This is a genomic window from Leptospira broomii serovar Hurstbridge str. 5399 (assembly GCF_000243715.2).
Taxonomy (GTDB): Bacteria; Spirochaetota; Leptospiria; order Leptospirales; family Leptospiraceae; genus Leptospira_B; species Leptospira_B broomii.
Genome location: NZ_AHMO02000008.1, coordinates 1,981,417 through 1,998,701 on the forward strand (window position 1 = coordinate 1,981,417; position 17,285 = coordinate 1,998,701).

General features: G+C 43.8%; 13 protein-coding genes. 8 read left to right on the forward strand and 5 right to left on the reverse strand.

All coding sequences use genetic code 11. The annotated features are described in order from the left end of the window. Nucleotides 1–139 precede the first annotated feature (139 nt). The 4 genes from LEP1GSC050_RS14835 to LEP1GSC050_RS14850 all read left to right on the forward strand — a co-directional run bounded on the left by LEP1GSC050_RS14835 (nt 140) and on the right by LEP1GSC050_RS14850 (nt 6,467). A complete protein-coding gene (locus tag LEP1GSC050_RS14835) occupies nt 140–2,008 on the forward strand; it encodes a sodium:solute symporter family protein (RefSeq protein WP_156895969.1) in 1,869 nt (622 codons plus the stop codon). A 40-nt stretch (nt 2,009–2,048) separates the two neighbouring features. After that, entirely contained in the window at nt 2,049–2,558 is a 510-nt protein-coding gene (locus tag LEP1GSC050_RS14840; RefSeq protein ID WP_020987712.1) for an LIC10604 family protein, read from the forward strand. A 220-nt stretch (nt 2,559–2,778) separates the two neighbouring features. Then, nucleotides 2,779–5,379: a SpoIIE family protein phosphatase gene (locus tag LEP1GSC050_RS14845; RefSeq protein ID WP_010572005.1), complete on the forward strand. Its 2,601-nt coding sequence runs from the start codon at nt 2,779–2,781 to the stop codon at nt 5,377–5,379. Nucleotides 5,380–5,585: 206 nt separating this feature from the next. After that, complete coding sequence (locus LEP1GSC050_RS14850) at nt 5,586–6,467, forward strand: bile acid:sodium symporter family protein (protein ID WP_010572006.1); 882 nt, start codon at nt 5,586–5,588, stop codon at nt 6,465–6,467. A gap of 14 nt (nt 6,468–6,481) precedes the next feature. Here LEP1GSC050_RS14850 and LEP1GSC050_RS14855 read toward each other — a convergent pair whose 3' ends face one another. Next, the gene (locus tag LEP1GSC050_RS14855; RefSeq protein WP_084695343.1) at nt 6,482–7,075 is read right to left on the reverse strand and encodes a Tll0287-like domain-containing protein; all 594 of its coding nucleotides are present in this window, start codon (nt 7,073–7,075) and stop codon (nt 6,482–6,484) included. A 190-nt stretch (nt 7,076–7,265) separates the two neighbouring features. Between LEP1GSC050_RS14855 and LEP1GSC050_RS14860 the strand changes: the two genes are divergently transcribed. Together LEP1GSC050_RS14860 and LEP1GSC050_RS14865 are read left to right on the forward strand one after the other, a co-directional pair. Then, the gene (locus LEP1GSC050_RS14860; protein ID WP_010572008.1) at nt 7,266–8,015 is read left to right on the forward strand and encodes a YebC/PmpR family DNA-binding transcriptional regulator; all 750 of its coding nucleotides are present in this window, start codon (nt 7,266–7,268) and stop codon (nt 8,013–8,015) included. 66 nt (nt 8,016–8,081) lie between these two features. Then, nucleotides 8,082–8,564 carry a crossover junction endodeoxyribonuclease RuvC gene (locus LEP1GSC050_RS14865; RefSeq protein WP_010572009.1) on the forward strand — a complete coding sequence of 161 codons (483 nt, stop codon included), beginning with the start codon at nt 8,082–8,084 and terminating at the stop codon, nt 8,562–8,564. Nucleotides 8,565–8,616: 52 nt separating this feature from the next. On the opposite strand, the gene cfa is transcribed toward LEP1GSC050_RS14865, so the two are convergent. The 4 genes from cfa to LEP1GSC050_RS14885 all read right to left on the reverse strand — a co-directional run bounded on the left by cfa (nt 8,617) and on the right by LEP1GSC050_RS14885 (nt 12,272). Next, entirely contained in the window at nt 8,617–9,732 is a 1,116-nt protein-coding gene (gene cfa, locus LEP1GSC050_RS14870) for a cyclopropane fatty acyl phospholipid synthase (protein WP_010572010.1), read from the reverse strand. 347 nt (nt 9,733–10,079) lie between these two features. Then, nucleotides 10,080–10,715 (reverse strand): ParB-like protein, encoded by a 636-nt coding sequence (locus LEP1GSC050_RS14875; protein WP_010572011.1) that lies wholly within the window; start codon nt 10,713–10,715, stop codon nt 10,080–10,082. A gap of 28 nt (nt 10,716–10,743) precedes the next feature. Further along, complete coding sequence (locus LEP1GSC050_RS14880) at nt 10,744–11,517, reverse strand: type III pantothenate kinase (RefSeq protein WP_010572012.1); 774 nt, start codon at nt 11,515–11,517, stop codon at nt 10,744–10,746. 2 nt (nt 11,518–11,519) lie between these two features. Continuing rightward, complete coding sequence (locus LEP1GSC050_RS14885; protein WP_040911748.1) at nt 11,520–12,272, reverse strand: biotin--[acetyl-CoA-carboxylase] ligase; 753 nt, start codon at nt 12,270–12,272, stop codon at nt 11,520–11,522. Between the two features lie 174 nt (nt 12,273–12,446). Between LEP1GSC050_RS14885 and LEP1GSC050_RS14890 the strand changes: the two genes are divergently transcribed. Beyond that, the gene (locus tag LEP1GSC050_RS14890) at nt 12,447–15,614 is read left to right on the forward strand and encodes an efflux RND transporter permease subunit (protein WP_051184881.1); all 3,168 of its coding nucleotides are present in this window, start codon (nt 12,447–12,449) and stop codon (nt 15,612–15,614) included. After that, on the forward strand, nt 15,589–17,127 hold the full coding sequence (locus LEP1GSC050_RS14895) for a TolC family protein (protein ID WP_020987786.1): 1,539 nt from the start codon (nt 15,589–15,591) through the stop codon (nt 17,125–17,127). The genes LEP1GSC050_RS14890 and LEP1GSC050_RS14895 overlap by 26 nt, the downstream gene beginning before the upstream one ends. Nucleotides 17,128–17,285 lie beyond the last annotated feature (158 nt).

Below are 17,285 nucleotides of genomic sequence, written 5' to 3' on the forward strand. Positions count from 1 at the left end.
GTCTCGTGGCCATGTTTACGCGACTTCGGACGGGATCAAGAGAAATCGATTTCTAAGATTGAAAGAATCCTTGTTTTCCAAGCTTTCCCGCCGATCTTAAGGAAAAAGACTTCCCAACCGGGGAGAAAGGACGGCCGCCATTTTTTCGACTATCGACTGGATCTTAATCGGCGTATACATTGCCTTCGCTTTCGGGGCCGGAATTTTGCTTTCTTCCAAAGCCGGAGAAAGTTTGAGCTCCTACTTCGTCGCGGATCGAAAACTTCCCTGGTGGTGGTTGGGAACTTCGATGGTAGCGACTACGTTTGCGGCGGATACTCCGTTAGTAATCACGGGCGTCGTCGCCAAAGACGGTGTGAGCGGAAACTGGCTTTGGTGGAGCTGGGCCCTCGGTTATATGGCTATGACCGTCTTCTTTGCTTCATTATGGAGAAGAGTGGAAGTTCTTACTGATATCGAAATCGTGGAGATCCGATATTCTGGAATCGGCGCGGCGATCTTACGCGCTAGTAAGGCTTTCTTTTTAAGCATCTTAATTAATTCGATTATTTTGGGTTGGGTGTTTAAAGCGATGTCTAAAATCACTCGACCCTTTTTGGATTGGAAAGTTCTGCTCGGAGGGAATGCGTATGGAATCGTATCTTCAATCTGGCCTAACTTTTTAGTTTTCGACGATTTGAATAACACCTTAACCGTTCTACTTCTCTTTTCCGTGGTAGTCTTTTACAGTAGCATGGGCGGGATTCAAGGCGTCATTCTAACCGATCTATTTCAATTTGCATTAGGGATTTGCGGTGCGGTTATATTCGCCTTTTACGCGGTGAACTACGTCGGCGGGTTAGACGGTCTTTATTCCAAGCTCGAGCTAACATATCCCGGAAAATCCGAAGGGATACTTTCTTTCTGGCCGTCCTTCGGAGAAGGCGAGAATCAATTGCCACTTACAATATTTTTAATATTCATCGGAGTGCAATGGTGGATCCAATATTATTCCGACGGATCCGGATACCTAGCTCAACGTTTACATACGGCAAAAACTCCTAAAGACGCCGAACTGGGATCTCTTTGGTTTAATATCGCAAATTTCATCCTGAGAACCTGGCCATGGGTTTTGACCGGATTGGTTTGTCTCGTCGTCTTCCCGCTTGCTAAGGCCGATCTTTTTTTTCCAGAAGGAAGTATGGTTCAGCACGACCGCGAGATGGGCTACCCCGCCTTGATGAAAATGATTCTTCCTTCGGGAATTTTAGGTTTAGTTTTCGTGAGTTTGATGGCCGCGTTTATGTCGACTGCCGATACTCATATCAATTGGGGAGCAAGTTATCTCGTAAATGATTTGTATCTTCGATTCCTAAAACCGTCCGCAAATAATAAACAAACAGTGAGAGCGAGTAGGATTGCGGTGGTACTGATGGCCGGCATTTCCATTTTGGTGGCGACTCAGATGGGATCCATCGAATCCGCTTGGAAATTTTTTCTAGCGATGGCTTCCGGACTCGGGCTTCCGCAAATTTTAAGATGGATTTGGTGGAGAGCGAACGCTTGGACCGAATTATCGGGCATGTTAACGGCTCTATGCCTTTCCTTAGTCTTGTATCCCGTTTTTCCCGATGTTCGATCCGAATACTTATTGTTCTGGACTGCGATCGGAAGTGTGCTCGTTTCTATTACGGTCACATTTCTAACGCCTCCGATCGGAAAAGATACCTTAAATGCATTCGTAATAAGAACGCAACCGTTCGGTTTTTGGGGGAAATGGGGAGGTACCGAAGTTCGGAAAGAATTTTACTCCCGTTGTTGGATCTGGATATTGGCCAGCATTTCTCTTTACGCATCGTTATTCGGTACTGGGACTCTTCTTAAAAAAGAACTCGTTCATGCCGCAATATATCTAGGTTTATCGTTCATTTCCGGAATTAGCGCGTATAGGCTTTGGATGAACAAAACCAAACTTCAAACGGTTCGAATCCAAGATATAAAAACGGTGCAAAATAAATTAATCAGTTGATCTAAAAATCGATTGTATCCGGTAAGCGGAAACGGACGATTTGGATCGATTCATGTTTTGGTTAGCGATTTCAACGGCTATTTTTCTGACGATAGTTATCGTAATTATTGTAATCGGGCTATTGCTGCCAGAGGAGCACGAAGCGGAAGGGGAACGGGAAATTGCCGCTCCGATCGAAGAAGCGTTTGCCGTAATAAGAAATCCGGAAGAATACCCGCGCTGGAGATCCGGCGTTCGCTCCGTACTAAAAGAAAGTGATACCGTTTGGTTGGAAAAAGATTCCCATGGGCATCATATTCGTTATTGCTTCGAATCGGAAAGTCGTCCTTCCTCCCTGCTCGTGAGAATTTTGAGCGAAGGACTACCGTATCAAGGAACCTGGGAATATCATTTTTTAAAGCTTGGTCCTTACTTAACAAGAGTTCGTATTCGGGAACAGGGAAAAATCTATAACCCGATTTTTCGATTTCTTTCGCGCTTCTTTTTCGGTCATACCGCAACAATTCATCAGATATTGAGAGAACTATCCATAACGCTAGAGAATAAATGATTTAGAAGTTTCTTGATCACATTCTAATCTCAAGTTTCTCTCATAAACGCAAAGAAAATAGATAGAAGTGAGTATTCGATTTCTTCGAAATGCAATTGTTATCTGATTCTACCCGTTTTATAGTCGACTCGAAAGGTCTTGTAAGATAAATCTATTCACCAGAATTAAAGCGAAAACGACCCTACTGCGCCGTAACTAAATTAGCCTTGGATGTTTCGGGATGAAATCCCTTATCAGGTTCGCTTGTGTTTGCCTCTGCATTAATATCTTTCCTTTAATCGCCAGCGAGATCAGCGTTGCTGAAATTTCTGACTTATCCGCGGTACCTTCCTTGGATGGACAAGGTTGGAAGACGATTCATCGTCAGATTGATCCGAAAATCGTTTACGAATCTTTTTTGAATGGGACCGAAACCTTTTCAGAATGGGAAGACTATTCGGCGCCGAGCAATTATTTTACCCGAAAAATCGAATCGAATTCCTCTATTAAAACGATCTGGATTGCAAGAGTCATTCGAGTTAGCGATCGTAATTTTCGCGAACAAGCTTCGATTAGACTCGGCGTTATTTCCGATAGAGACGAAGCGTATTGGAACGGTTCGTTGATCGGAAAGACGGGAACTTTCGGAGCGGAAAAGCCGCAGGCTTATGATAAGGTCCGAATTTATAAGATTCCCGACGATTTGTTGAATAAAGGAAGTCTAAACCTTCTCCTTATAAAAGTGGAGAAATACTTTCCTAACGATATCGGAATCACGAATGATAGGACGGAAATCGGATCTAGCCAGGAAATAATTTCAAGATTTTATCGGGAAGAATATTTGAAACTTCTATTCTTGACGGTTTATTTGACCGTCGGAATTTATTTTGCATTCCTATTTATTCGCAGGCGAAAAGAATCCGAGAATTTATACTTTTCCGCGTTTACTCTTCTCCTAGTCGCTTATCAATTCTTTAGAAATCAAATTAAATACGATCTTGGTATTTCCTTCTTTACGATGAAAAAGATGGAATACTTAGTCCTGATTTTTACCATTCCGTTTTTTAGTCATTTTCTTCGGGCTTATTTTAGAATTCCGAGATCGCGTTTTTTTCAGGTCTTGGACGTTCTTTGTTTAGGTATCGCATTCTATATCTTGGCGACCGGCGAGGTTCTGAATTACATGTTCGTAAATCAGAATATAGTCCAGCCGATTTGGTTAGGGTACGTAGCGGTCGCATTCTACTGGTTGATAAGAGAAATCAGAAAGAAAAATAGGGATGCGTTATTGATCGCTGCGGGAATGGGACTGGTGTTAGTCGCTACGGTAGTGGACATTCTGACCGATCGGGGAATTTTTATTTTTCCAAGATTAGTCGGATATTCGTTCGTGTTCTTTATTCTGAGCTTGGCAATCATACTCGCGAATAAATTCGTACGGCTAAACGAGGAAGTTGAGGAATTGAACGATTCTCTCGAAAAAAAGATCGAGGAAAGAACATTAGAATTAAATCATACTCTCGAACAGGTTCAGCGTTTAAAAGTCCAGCAAGACGGAGATTATTTTCTCACGACCCTGCTCATCAACCCGCTTACGGTCAATGAAAATAAAAGTACTAACGTATCGGTCGATTTTTACATTAAACAGAAAAAGAATTTCGAATTCAAAACTAAGAGTTACGAAATCGGCGGGGATATTTGCGTTGCGGGGAATCTGGAGCTAAAGGGACGGAAATATACCGTTTTTTTAAACGGTGATGCGATGGGAAAATCGATACAGGGTGCCGGGGGCGCCTTAGTATTGGGTGTGGTGTTCCGTGCGATTCTCACCAGATCCAAAATGACCAAAGAAAGAGAAGTTTCCCCCGAACAATGGTTAAAACAAGTCTTTATGGAGTTGCAGCAAGTTTACGAATCCTTTAACGGATCCATGTACATATCGGCAGTAATCGGAATTTTGGACGAAAAGTCGGGATTTCTTTATTATATAAACGCCGAACATCCTTGGACGATTTTATATCGGGATGGAAAAGCGTCGTTTATTGAAGAGACTTTAACTTGTCGCAAGTTCGGGATTCCCGATAACGAACAAAATTTAATCATTCAGACGTTTCAGCTCGCCCCTGAAGATGTGCTGTTTATCGGATCGGACGGGAAGGATGATTTGAAGATGGTCAATTCGTCGGGCGAATCCATCATCAATGAGGATACCGAACAAATTTTAGGCATCGTCGAAGAAGGTCAGGGAGATCCTACTCGTATTTTTGAAATTCTTCAAACAAAGGGAGAATTGTACGACGATTTTACCCTGTTGCGCGCGGAGTATTTGGGAGAATCCGAAGAAGCACGATCTAAGTCCGGTCGAGAATACTTAGAGTTTTATGATAAGGGTAAAAGTCTTCTTCAGATTGGAGAAAAGCGAGAAGGTCTTTATTTTTTGGAGAAAGCACAAGAAGCTAGTCCTCACGATAAAAATTTACTTCGTCTTTTGGGAGAGCAGCATTTTAAAGAGAAAAATTTTTCCAAGGCGGCTCGGTTTTTGGAGGATTTTATCGTGGAATCGCCGGCTTCCCTGGATCATTTTTTCTACGCGTCTCACGCGTATAAGATGGCCGGTGAAATGGGTAAGGCAATTGATATCGCAGAACGTTTACTGTTAAGAAAACCGAATCATATTAAGGCGCTTATTATTTTGGCGGATATATACTTATCCATAGGCGTGGAAGTTAGAGGGCGCGAGTTTCTTGAAAAGGCTTTACGACTAGATCCTGAAAATAAAAAAGCGATAGGACTATCTAATTTTTCGTCGGAAAGGAAAGAAGCGGTTTCTTTAAAGAGCTAATTTTTTTCCGTATTTTCAAAAGGAGACTAACGTATTTCGATTCGGCCGCGCCCATTCGAAAATTCCGATTTGATCGGTGTGCATTCCCGAACCGAATAAAAAACGCTTTCTTTTCCGATGATCCTCCTTAAATCACTCCACATGAAAGGGAGGCCGAACTCGGGCACCCAATTGATTGAACATTTGTTATTTTAAGGAGACCGCCGATGCAATTAGGCGTTATCGAAAAAGCTTTGCTTCCTAGTTTACTTGCGATCGTCATGTTAGGAATGGGATTCGGACTCGCTTTGAGCGATTTTCGACGAATCTTAACCACTCCTTTGCAATCGTTAGTCGGAACGATCGGACATTTCGTGATTATGCCTTTAGCCGCCTATGCCGTCGTTTTGATTTTAGGTTTAGAATATGAATTAGCGTTAGGTGTCATTCTGGTCGGTTCCTGTCCTAGCGGAACGACTTCGAATCTCATCAACTATTTGGCTAAAGGGGATGTGGCTTTGGCGGTCGTAATTACTTCGGTTTCGACTCTACTTTGTCCGCTTCTAACACCGTTTATTGTTTCCTTTTTCGGATCTTTGTTGGACGCGCCTTCCGGGAAAATTTTAGAAATCTCTTTTATAGAAATGTTAAAGACCGTAATTATTATTATCGTGATCCCGATTACGATAGGAATGAGTGTCAACTATCGATTTCCTAAAATCGCCCGTGCGATAGAAAAGCCTTACAAAATATTTTCGATTCTATTTTTGGTTTTCGTGATCGGATTCGTAGTCTTTAAGAATAGAAGCGAATTTTGGAATATGATTAGCCTTGTCGGAGCGGCGGTCGTCTTACATAATGCATTCGGTTTCGCTGCCGGATACTTCCTTCCTAAATTTCTTCGAATCGGGGAAAGGCAATGTCGTACGATTTCGATCGAAGTCGCTATTCAAAATACCACGCTCGGAATGACTCTTGCAGTTCAATTTTTCGGTCCGAAGGTCGCCTTACCATCGGCAGTATTCAGCATTTGGATGTATTTAACGGGTATCACGATGGCTTTGGTTTGGTCTCGACTTTTCCCATTACCGGAGGAAGTCGAGTCCTAATATCGCGGACTAGATTATAAGCGTTTCCAAGTTGCGGAAAAGGCGCCTCTCAAGTCTCCCAGTTTGTATCCTGTCGCTTTATCATCCGGATAGAGTTGCATTAACGCAGTTTTAGTTTTTGCATCTATCTTTTCAGTCGGACCGTGGCATTTTAGGCAGGTCTCATTGGCCAATAGGATAGGCTTAAGGGCACGGAGTTCCTGCGGAGCGCTTTCAAAGAACATATATGGGGGGTTTCCCTTTCTTGCGAATTGTTTCCAGTCCGTAATAACCTTAGCTTCCCATTCGTTCGGTGCATGCTCGGGGTTTCTATTTTTTTCGGAGATTCTTCGCAATTTTAAGCCAGGATATTTTGCGGAAAGTTCGCGTTCCTTGGCTGGAGAGATCGTTTTACAAACTGCGATCGAAGAGGCGATTCCGTTTTTCTTTATGGATTCCTGGAGTTCTTTTAACAAATCCGCCTGAAGTTCTTCGAAGAGGGCCTTGATAATTTCCTTTTTTTCTAAATCTTGGTTACGATCGCAAACGGCAAAAAATTGGATTAAAATTGCGATTGCAGTCCCTTGGAGGATTATCTTGCGGAAGAGGGAGGATTTATTCTTATTCACATAACAATCATATCGAATTCGAGTTCTTTGCCAAGCCTTTCCATCTAGTCCGGAGCGAAGTCGATCTCTCAAAAAAGATGGACAAGGCTGAAAAATAGGGATTTGTTGAAAAAAGCGTATTTGAAAACTCGTGTTCGAGCTTAAAATTCCAAACAATCAATTCTTAATTCGATAAAAAGGGGAACATCCGATGTCGGGTCATAGTAAGTGGGCCACTATTAAGCGTAAGAAGGACGCGATCGATTCGAAACGAGGGGCGATCTTTACAAAAGTGGTAAAAGAGATCACCGTAGCCGCAAGAATGGGGGGATCGGACCAGGAAGGAAATCCTCGTTTACGTCTCGCGGTGTTGAAGGCCAAATCCGCGAATATGCCTAAGGATAATATCGAACGGGCGATTAAAAAAGGAACTGGAGAATTAGAGGGCATCGTTTACGAGGAATGCCTTTATGAATGTTTCGGTCCCGGCGGTATTGCAATCATGGTCGAGGCCGTAACGGATAAAAAATCCAGAACTACTCCCGAAATTAAAAGTATTCTGACCAAGTTGGGAGGCTCCCTCGCAACAACCGGAAGCGTTAGTCGTCTTTTCGAAAGAAAAGGGATTATTATCGTTCCCTCGGATCAGATCGGAGAAGAGGAACTCTTTGATTTAGCGGCGGGGGCCGGCGCCGAAGACGTTCAAAACGAAGGCGAAGTCTATAGGATAGTCTCGACTCCAGAAGATTATGAGGCGGTTCAAAATGCCTTGAATCATAAAGGAATTAAGACCGACGAATCCGAAATTAGATTCGTTCCTTTGGTCACTACCGAAGTGGCCGATAAGGAGATTGCGGATAAAGTGATGAAATTAATCGATAATCTCGAATCTCATGACGATGTTCAGAGCGTGAATTCCAACTTCGAATTGGCTCCGGAATTAGAGAAAGAATATGAATGATCGGCTTATAATAAAGGATTTTTTATTGTTCGAAAACGGATCGAACAATTGAACTTTCTTTAGAGGATGAAAGTCTTAGGCATAGATCCTGGCTCCCATCGCATGGGATATGCCGTTTTAGAGAAAGTAAAGTCGGTGATTCTAGTTCGCACATACGGGACGATCGAAGTCCCGCCGGGTACGAAAAGTCCGGTAAATTTAATCGCGATTCGCCGTCAGTTAGACGCCATATTGGACGAATTTCGACCCGATCTCGCCTGCGTAGAGGAGCTTTTTTTTGCAAAGAATAGATCCACTGCAGCTAAAGTGTACGAATCTCGGGGAGTCATTTTGCTTACATTAGGAGAGCATAATGTTCCCGTCGTCGAGCCGACGGCTTCTCAAATTAAAAAAGGAACTACCGGTAGCGGAACCGCCGATAAGAAAGATATAAAATCCGCCTTAGGATTGTTGCTTGGACTGCGTGATTTGACCGGACATGACGACTCTTGGGATGCGTTAGCATCCGCGTACGTAGGCTTAGCAATGGCCGGATCGGTCGGTTTGTAAACGTATCCGCTTCATTTACCTTCCACGATTCGAACCGAACGTTATAATCGAATTATCTTGCGGCCTCGTAAACGCCATCCACACCTTTCGTGAAAACAAATTGCCAAAGTTGTAATTTACGAGCTCGGAATGCACCTGCGCACGCAAGAAGATAGAATTTCCACATTTTGTGGAATCTTTCTCCGTATTTGGATCCTATTTTCTTCCAGGATCTTTCGAAATTATGATACCAGGCCATTAGGGTTCTATCATAATCGCTTCCGAAGTTCTGTAGATCTTCTAATACGAATAAATTTTCACTTGCACTCGTTAATTGAGCCAACGAAGGAAGAAGGGAATTCGGAAATATGTATTTTTCTATCCACGCATCTCCTACTCTCGCGGTATCATTGGATCCTATCGTATGTAAGAGAAAGAGACCTTCGTCTTTAAGACATTTATAAACAAGTTTCATATAGGTCCTATAATTCTTAAACCCGACATGCTCCATTTGACCGACGGAAACGATACGATCAAAAGACTCGTTCACGTCCCTATAGTCCTGTAGCCTAAATTCGATTTTTAAACCTTTGGAAAGATCGTTGGCTAGAGCTAGTTGCTCTTTTGAAACGCTAATTCCTACGACTTCCGCTCCGTAGTTTCGCGCAGCATGCCGGGCAAAGCCTCCCCAACCACAACCGATATCCAATACTTTCATACCTGATTTTAATCCGATTTTACGACAGATTAAATCCAGTTTGTTTTTTTGCGCTTCTGCTAGGTTGGCAGCGTTCTTCCAATAGGCGCATGAATATACGAGTTCCGGATCGAGCATTTCTTGAAAGAGATCGTTTCCGAGATCATAATGTCTTTCCCCGACTTCGAAGGCTCTACTTTTATTTTGCTGATTAATCAACCGTGAAAGTACGAGTAGTAGAATATCTCTCCAGGATTTTCCACCGGCGTTTTCGAGTCCTGCTTTAACGATTCTATAGACGGTTTGATCCAACTGTTCGCTCTCGAACCAGCCGTCCATATAGGCCTCTCCAAAACCTAACGAGCCTTTTGCGATTAGTCTTTCGTAAAAGGCTTCGTCTCTGATCTTAATATCCCAGGGGGAATTTCCTCCGAATGAAATACCCGCTCCGGAAAAAAGATTTTCCACTTTACTTCGAATAGCGCTTCGCATCGGAATGCCTCCGTATATCGGCAGGATTTAGCAAGATGAAGTGTAGAGACTTCTGGTAAAGATCGCAATCGAAAAAGTTTAAAATAGGGATGATATTCTTCGGGAATTTATATGCAAAATATCAATTGAAAAGGTAAATTAAGAAATCGAAATGAATTTGTAACTTGGTCTAATTAAAAGTAGGCGATGATAAAATCCAAGTTAGGTGTTCGGACACGGAGTAGATTACATTGGTCTTTTGCGGATACGCTTTCTGTTAAGCGACATAGAATTATAGGTTCAATTGTGACCGTTTTTCAATTTATACCGGAATAAGATCCTACCCCCTTAGATCGGATTAAGAACGCCTAATTTTTAATGAATCCCGGCAGATGTTTTGCTTCGTGAGTTTTACAAAGTTCGACGGCCTTATTTACGGCAGCTTGAAACCCTTCTTCAGTATCCTCAAAATCTATCCGCTGCCTAAAAAAATCTCCCCATAGGAACTCTTGAAACGGTTTGTCCGATTTTTCATAAGCGCCGGCTTTGCGTACCGCCCACGCTAAACTTCTGTATTTATCGTCTTTTAGATCTTCCAGGCTGGAGGGAATTTCCTCGGTATCTGCGGGGTTCCCATCTTTGTCGAATAAGTATACCCATGCATTTTCCCGCATCATTAACCAGAAGTCTCTCTCTTTCCATTCGCAACAGTTTTTTAAAACTTTAATATAGACCGTATCACGCATGTCGGTGAGTTCGATTGCGCGAGCACGATGATGATGATCCACGACGTAAGGTCGCTTGTCCGGGCCGATTACCACTGGAAGGTAATTCTCTTTTAAGTATGAATCCAGATCTTCCGAAGACATTTCTTTAAATTGTCCGATTCTATATTGAACCTCTCGGAATCCAAGGCAGAGTTGAGTCGGATGTAGAGTCGAAGTATCGACTACGCTGAAATCGTCTATCTGCAGATCGGATGTGTATTCTTGGATGTCGGTCATTTTAATCTTACTCTCGTGTCGAATCGCATTAATGATTCAATTCGTACAGAAATTGCAACCCTCGTAACGTTAATAACGGTTCTATTTTATCGAAAATTCCTGGATGGGCTGCGTGGATAGTGGTAACCAATCCGCCGGTGCCAATCACGGTATATTCCTGCCCGTAGCTTTTTTTAATTTCTCGTATGATTCCTTCCAATAATCCGATCCATCCGTAAAAAAATCCAGCTTGGATGGATTCGATCGTGGAATCGCCTAGTATCTTCGTCGGCGCTTGGAATACGATCGGCGGCAATTGGGCGGCGTTTCGCGTGAGAGCGTCCATGGATCCCTTTAATCCGGGAGCGATAACTCCGCCTAAGTAATTCGGAGATTCGTCGACTACGCAAAATGTAGTCGCAGTACCTAAGTCGATGATGATACTTTTTCCCGGATGATCGACTACCGCAGCGGCGGCGTTTACCAAACGGTCGGCTCCGATCTCGAAAGGTCTAGGATATTTAATTCCGAACGGGAGTTTCATTTGATAATGAACTCTAATCGGGTCGATCTTAAACCAATCTTGGATCATTCTTTCTAAGATAGGATTCAATTGGGGAACTACCGAAGAATAAATTCCTCCGCGAATATGCGAACTATCGATTTCAAATTCCCTTAAAAACCCTCTTAGAAAAAGGCCCATTTCATCGGAGGTCCGGTCTCTTCTCGTTACGGTTCGCCTATGAAAGATAGGTTCCTTGGAACCGTCCCGGTAAATTCCGAAAACGGTATTTGTATTACCGACATCTATAACTAGAATCATTCCTAACCCAGGGATCTAAAATCTTCGGGACTGTCAATGAATTCGGTGATTTCTCCGGAAGGAGATCGAACGAGTAGGCGTCCGGAATCATCCACTTCCAATAATATCGCGGTCTGCGGAACTCCGTTTTCCGTATAGGAGATCGCATTTCCTTTCCATAGAAGTCGTTCGTTAATAAACGAAAGATACGTTTTACCGTCGGCCAGGGATAGGGCCGCATCATTTAACAACGGTAGGAGCGTTTCTAAGAAACGGTTTTTTCTTCCGGCCTCGGTCGTCAAGGACGTCACAAATCCGGCTTCGGGTAATTCTTCCGAGAGACTTTTTCCGAAAAGATTAATCCCGATGCCGACGATCCAATCCCAGTCTTCTCCTTCTTTTTCGGTTTCTATTAAAATCCCGCAAACTTTCTTACCGTTCACGAAAATATCGTTCGGCCATTTGATTTTAAGATCGCCCGATTCGTGTAAAGAAGGATAGGTTGATAACAGGGCTTTAGCTACGGAGACTCCGATGAATAAGGAAAAAAGATTCGGAGAAGGTAATTCGCCTGTCGAACGAAACTTTCCGGAGAATATGAAAGGCTCGTCCCCTAGTATCGCCCAGGTTCGATTTTTACGTCCCCTTCCTTGAGACTGAAAGTCAGCTTGGATCCAGGTTCCTGGAGGAAATTCTTTCCCCTTTAGAATCGTATTTGTCGAGATTGCCTCGGAAAGAAGTATCCCTTTATCGGGTTCGAGAAGTCGAAAAGACATGGGAATTTCATATTGGAATGTTCCTTTCGGACAAGAAAAAATCTGGCACCGGCGATAAAAAGGGAGGTCTGAAAAAATGAACTTAGATCTCGTTTCTCGGGACCGATCCCGCATTAATTAGAGGTTCCTTTGCAATTATCAGAAGTTTCCATTCGTAACCCGATCTTCGCATGGATGATGATGATCGGTATTATCCTACTCGGCACTATAGGGTTTTCCCGGATGGGACTTTCTCAGATGCCGGACGTGGACTTTCCGGTAGTAAACGTTACGTTAAATTTAGAGGGTGCCAACGCTTCGGTTATGGAAACCGATGTGGTGGATCCGATCGAAGAAGTTTTACTTACGGTTCAGGGAGTAGTAGAAGTTAGATCGGTATCCACCGATAACTCCGCCACAATCACTGTGGAACTCGAATTGAAGCGCGATGTAGACGTTGCGATTCAAGAAATTCAGACTAAAATCGCTCAAGTTCAAAACAAATTACCGGACGCCTTGGACCCTCCTATCTTGATGAAGTCCAACCCGGACGACACACCCATCATTTGGATTTCGCTGACAGCCGTCGGTCGAACGGATCAAGAAAAAATGATCTTCGTGAAATCGCATCTCAAGGATAAATTTCAAGAGATATCGGGTGTAGGAGAAATCATTTTAGGCGGATACGTGGATCGGACGATCAACGTTTTCTTGGATCCGATACGATTGACTAGGGCGGAATTGACCGTCAATGATATTACAAATACATTAACCGAACAGAATATAGAAGTGCCCTCGGGGAGAGTGGAAAACAAAAGTTCGGAAGTTTCGTTGAGAGCTGTCGGAGACGTCCCGACAGTGGAGCAGTTCTCGAATATCTTTATAAATTCGAGAAGCGGGGCCGCCATGTTTCGACCCGTTCGTCTTCGTGAAGTCGCTCATATCGAGGACGGCTTGGATGAAATTAGAAGGATTTCGCGCTTTAACGGAATTTCAGCAGTCGGATTAGGAATTAAAAAACTCAAAGGCGCAAACGCGGTTCAAGTCGGAGATCTAATTAAGAAGAAGATCGCGGAATTAAAACCGACGCTTCCGAAAGGATACGATCTTTCCATTGCGAATGATAACACTACATTTATCCGCGATTCAGTCAAAGAGCTGATCTTTACGCTCGTACTTTCCGCGCTTTTGACCGGCTTTGTATGTAGATTATTCTTGGGAAGTTGGAGCAGCACGTGGAACGTACTCCTTGCAATTCCTACTTCCGTGATGGGGACTTTCTTAATATTATATTTCGCGGGATTTACGCTGAATACCTTTACTCTTCTCGGACTCTCCCTCGCAGTGGGAATCGTCGTGGACGACGCTATCATGGTCCTGGAGAATATCAGTCGACACCGGGAGATGGGAAAGACTTGGTTCCAAGCCGCGTTGGACGGGGCTTCAGAAATCAGATTCGCTGCGTTAGCCGCCACTCTGGCGATTATCGCAATTTTCCTTCCAGTCGCTTTCATGTCCGGAATCATCGGTAGGTACTTCCTCGAATTCGGAGTAACGGTCGCGGTCGCGGTCGCTCTTTCTTTATTCGAAGCTTTGAGCTTTACTCCGATGCGAGCTTCGCGTTATCGGGAGCATAAACTTCAGGAGCATAAGAAACGGGGCGGAAAGGCGACGATACGTTTTCCCGAACCCGTATCCGATCCGAATCGATTCGAACAAACGATCGCCAAATTCAAAGCCGCGGTAGCGCCGATTTCCTTCTTTAAAAAGATGGATCCGATCATCGAAAGATTCCTTCAATTTTCGGAACGCATTTATGGTAAGGCATTGGACTACGTGATAGCGTTTCCAAAAATCATCCTTATATTGTCCACACTTCTGTTCGTGCTTTCTCTAGGGTTTTTGCTGCTCCTAAAAAAAGAATTTATACCTCCACAGGACATGGGTCGTTTTATTATTCGTGCAAAAATGCCGATCGGGTCCTCCATCTACCGAACGAACGAAGCCATGAAGAAGGTGGAGGAGTATCTTCTTAAGAAACCGGAAATTTCCAAGTATATGTCTAATATAGGCGGAATGGGCGGAACGGAATCCAACGGGGCGATGTTTTTTGTTTCGGTCAAAGATATGGGACAACGACCAAAGAGCAAAAAGACGGGGAGAGAAATAACTCAAAACGAAATCTTCGGTGATTTACGAAAAGATTTAAAAGCACTCGTTCCTGAATGTAAATTTTCCGTTCAGGACTTGTCGCAAAGAGGGTTTAGTGCGGGAAGAGGATATCCAGTCGAGCTCGTATTGTCCGGACCGGATTGGGCCAATTTAGCCAAGGTTGCCGACGAAATTCGAAATCGCTTGGACCAAAGTGGAGTTCTATTGGACATCGATACGGATTACGTTTCGGGACAGCCGGAAGTCCGGATTTTACCCAACCGAGAAGCCGCTGCTTTGAGAGGCGTTAGTATGGCGAATATCGGAAATACGATCGGACCTCTGATGGGCGGGAAAAAGGTGAGTCGATTTACCGAAAACGGGAGAAGTTACGATGTCCGCGTTAAGATTAACAAGGAACAGGGAGAAAAAGCCGACATCATACCGAATATAAGCGTTCGCAATACGTACGGTGAATTCGTGCGTTTAAAAGACGTTTTGGTTCTTCAAGCCACGAATACGCTAAAGAATATTACTCGCGTTAACCGGGATCGAACGATTAAAATATTCGGAAATCCTCCGGTAGCCGTCGGACAGAACAAAGCTACGGAAGAATCCATACGAATCGCTAAAGAAGTGCTTCCGGAAGGCTATTCGGTCGACGTGACAGGTTCGGCAAAGACAGCCGGAGAATCCGCTAGTAGTCTTTTATTCGCCCTTGTTATGGGAATTGTAATGTCCTATATGATTTTAGCGAGTCAGTTCAATAGCCTAAAGCAACCTCTTTATATATTATTAGCGATGCCTTTCAGTTTTTCCGGGGCGCTAATCGCTCTTTATTTTACGAAGCAATCGTTCAATATGTATAGCTTTATCGGCTTGATCATGTTGCTCGGGCTTGTTAAGAAGAACTCTATTCTATTAGTCGAATTCGTAAACCATGTCCGCTCGCAAGGAAAAAGCATTGCAGAGTCGATCCGGGAAGGTTGTCCTGTCCGATTGCGACCGGTGTTGATGACCTCTTTCTCATCCATTGCGGCGGCTATTCCACCGGCGCTAGCATTAGGACCCGGCTCCGAGACTCGCGTCCCGATGGCAATTACCATCTTGGGTGGACTGGTTCTCTCGACTCTTATTACTTTTATCGTGGTGCCTGCCGCGTATTTTCTTATGGAAAAGGAATCGAATGATAAGTTATCGCATAATAGATAAAAAAGTTCTTTTTTTTCTTCCTATCTGCATATGGTCCATTCTTCATTTCTTTATTTCCTGCGCCTCCTCGACGTCGCTAACTTCGACTGAAGTCAAACTAAAGGACGGCGTCGTAGAGGATAATTTAAAACAAGTAACCGGAGTAACGACTCAGGATGTGGAAAGAGCATCGTCACGTTACGCAGTCTCTTTAGACGATTTGTACATTCTCGCCGTAGAGAGAACGGAACGGATCGCTTTAAGAAACGAGACCACCGAACAGGCGGAGGCTCAAAAATGGGCGCAATTTGCCGGGTTCTTTCCGACTTTATCGTATGTGTATAACAAATTCTACACGACGCCTCCCGTTCATCCGACTCCGACCGCTTCTTTGGCTCAACAAATATCGGCCGATAATCAACTGCAAGCCAATCTGGACAAGTACGGTCCGGGGGCGTTGCTTGTCCCTTCCTCTACCGGAGGAACTTCGACTACTATCTCTCCGACAGCTACTGCCGGTTCGCGTATTCTATTGAGCGTTCCGATCAATACTATGATAACGTCGTTTTTGAGTTTCAAATCAGCAAAATTTACCACTGAGCAGAGAAGACTGGAAGCGAAACATGAAGCAGGTAGAATGTATTTGGAATTGGCCCAGGCATATTTTAATTTTCTAATGTTAGAGGAGAATTTACGATTCGCCCAACAAACTTTCGATTTGACATCGGAGGATGTGCAGGAACGGCGCAGACTTTATTCCTTGGGTCGAATAATGAGATCCGAGCTACTTTCGGCAGAAACCAGGTTGTCCAATGCCGAAGCTTCGCTCGGAGACACTAAATTTCAATTGGAACAGGTAAGGATTACTTTATTTACGATGGCGGGCAGCGAGCCGACTCTTAAGGTCGCCGGATACCAAGCTAATAATCTACCGGATGCCCCAGTGGATCGAGAGCCGGAAGAATTTCTTTCGAAAAGATACGACGTTCTCGCTTCGGATAAAAGCCTCAAGGCGAGCGAATGGAATAAATCGGTGGCGATGACGAACATCTATCTGCCTTCCATTGCATTTAACAATTATTATTCTTTTCCTACACCTGGAACGACTTATAATAAGGATATCGTTACTCAATTCCAGGTCACCGTACCGCTCACTCCTTTTGCCCAGCTCGAAAACTACCGCGCGGCGGATTCTCAAAGGAAACAGGCGAAACTTACCGTGTCTCAAACCAGAAGAACCGCGTCTCAGGAGATTAGAAACGCGTTCGAAGGGTATAAGAATTCTCAGAGACTTCTTACTATTTATGAAAAAGCATATACTCTAGCTCAGGAGACGGCTCAATCGCAAGTCGCGAGTTATAGGACCGGAAGGACGAGTCGGATCGAATCGATTACGGCCAGACTTTCCGCTTTAACGTCCGAAATGACTTACCGTAGGATGTTGCACCAACATAATTTGAATCGAATCGTCGTCGGAGTTACAACCGGCGAGATCCCTCGTCTTCCTGCGGAAAAAGAAAGTAAGGAAAATTAGAGAATTTTAAAACGGAATTTCTCTACCGTGTTGGAGCTCCTGCACGGGCTTGCTCGGATTTTTTTCCGTATCGACGTTCTGGCGACATCAGCTTTATTCCAAATTAGTAATGAACTGTCGTTTCTTTCGGAATAAAGCCGATATGAAATACGCGAACA

Coding starts and splice junctions, on each gene's coding strand:
- LEP1GSC050_RS14850 (WP_010572006.1), top strand. CDS start 5,586: ATGCAATTAGGCGTTATCGAAAAAGCTTTGCTTCCTAGTTTACTTGCG.
- LEP1GSC050_RS14890 (WP_051184881.1), top strand. CDS start 12,447: ATGATGATGATCGGTATTATCCTACTCGGCACTATAGGGTTTTCCCGG.
- LEP1GSC050_RS14895 (WP_020987786.1), top strand. CDS start 15,589: ATGATAAGTTATCGCATAATAGATAAAAAAGTTCTTTTTTTTCTTCCT.
- LEP1GSC050_RS14845 (WP_010572005.1), top strand. CDS start 2,779: ATGAAATCCCTTATCAGGTTCGCTTGTGTTTGCCTCTGCATTAATATC.
- LEP1GSC050_RS14860 (WP_010572008.1), top strand. CDS start 7,266: ATGTCGGGTCATAGTAAGTGGGCCACTATTAAGCGTAAGAAGGACGCG.
- LEP1GSC050_RS14865 (WP_010572009.1), top strand. CDS start 8,082: ATGAAAGTCTTAGGCATAGATCCTGGCTCCCATCGCATGGGATATGCC.
- cfa (WP_010572010.1), bottom strand. CDS start 9,732: ATGCGAAGCGCTATTCGAAGTAAAGTGGAAAATCTTTTTTCCGGAGCG.
- LEP1GSC050_RS14880 (WP_010572012.1), bottom strand. CDS start 11,517: ATGATTCTAGTTATAGATGTCGGTAATACAAATACCGTTTTCGGAATT.
- LEP1GSC050_RS14875 (WP_010572011.1), bottom strand. CDS start 10,715: ATGACCGACATCCAAGAATACACATCCGATCTGCAGATAGACGATTTC.
- LEP1GSC050_RS14885 (WP_040911748.1), bottom strand. CDS start 12,272: ATGTCTTTTCGACTTCTCGAACCCGATAAAGGGATACTTCTTTCCGAG.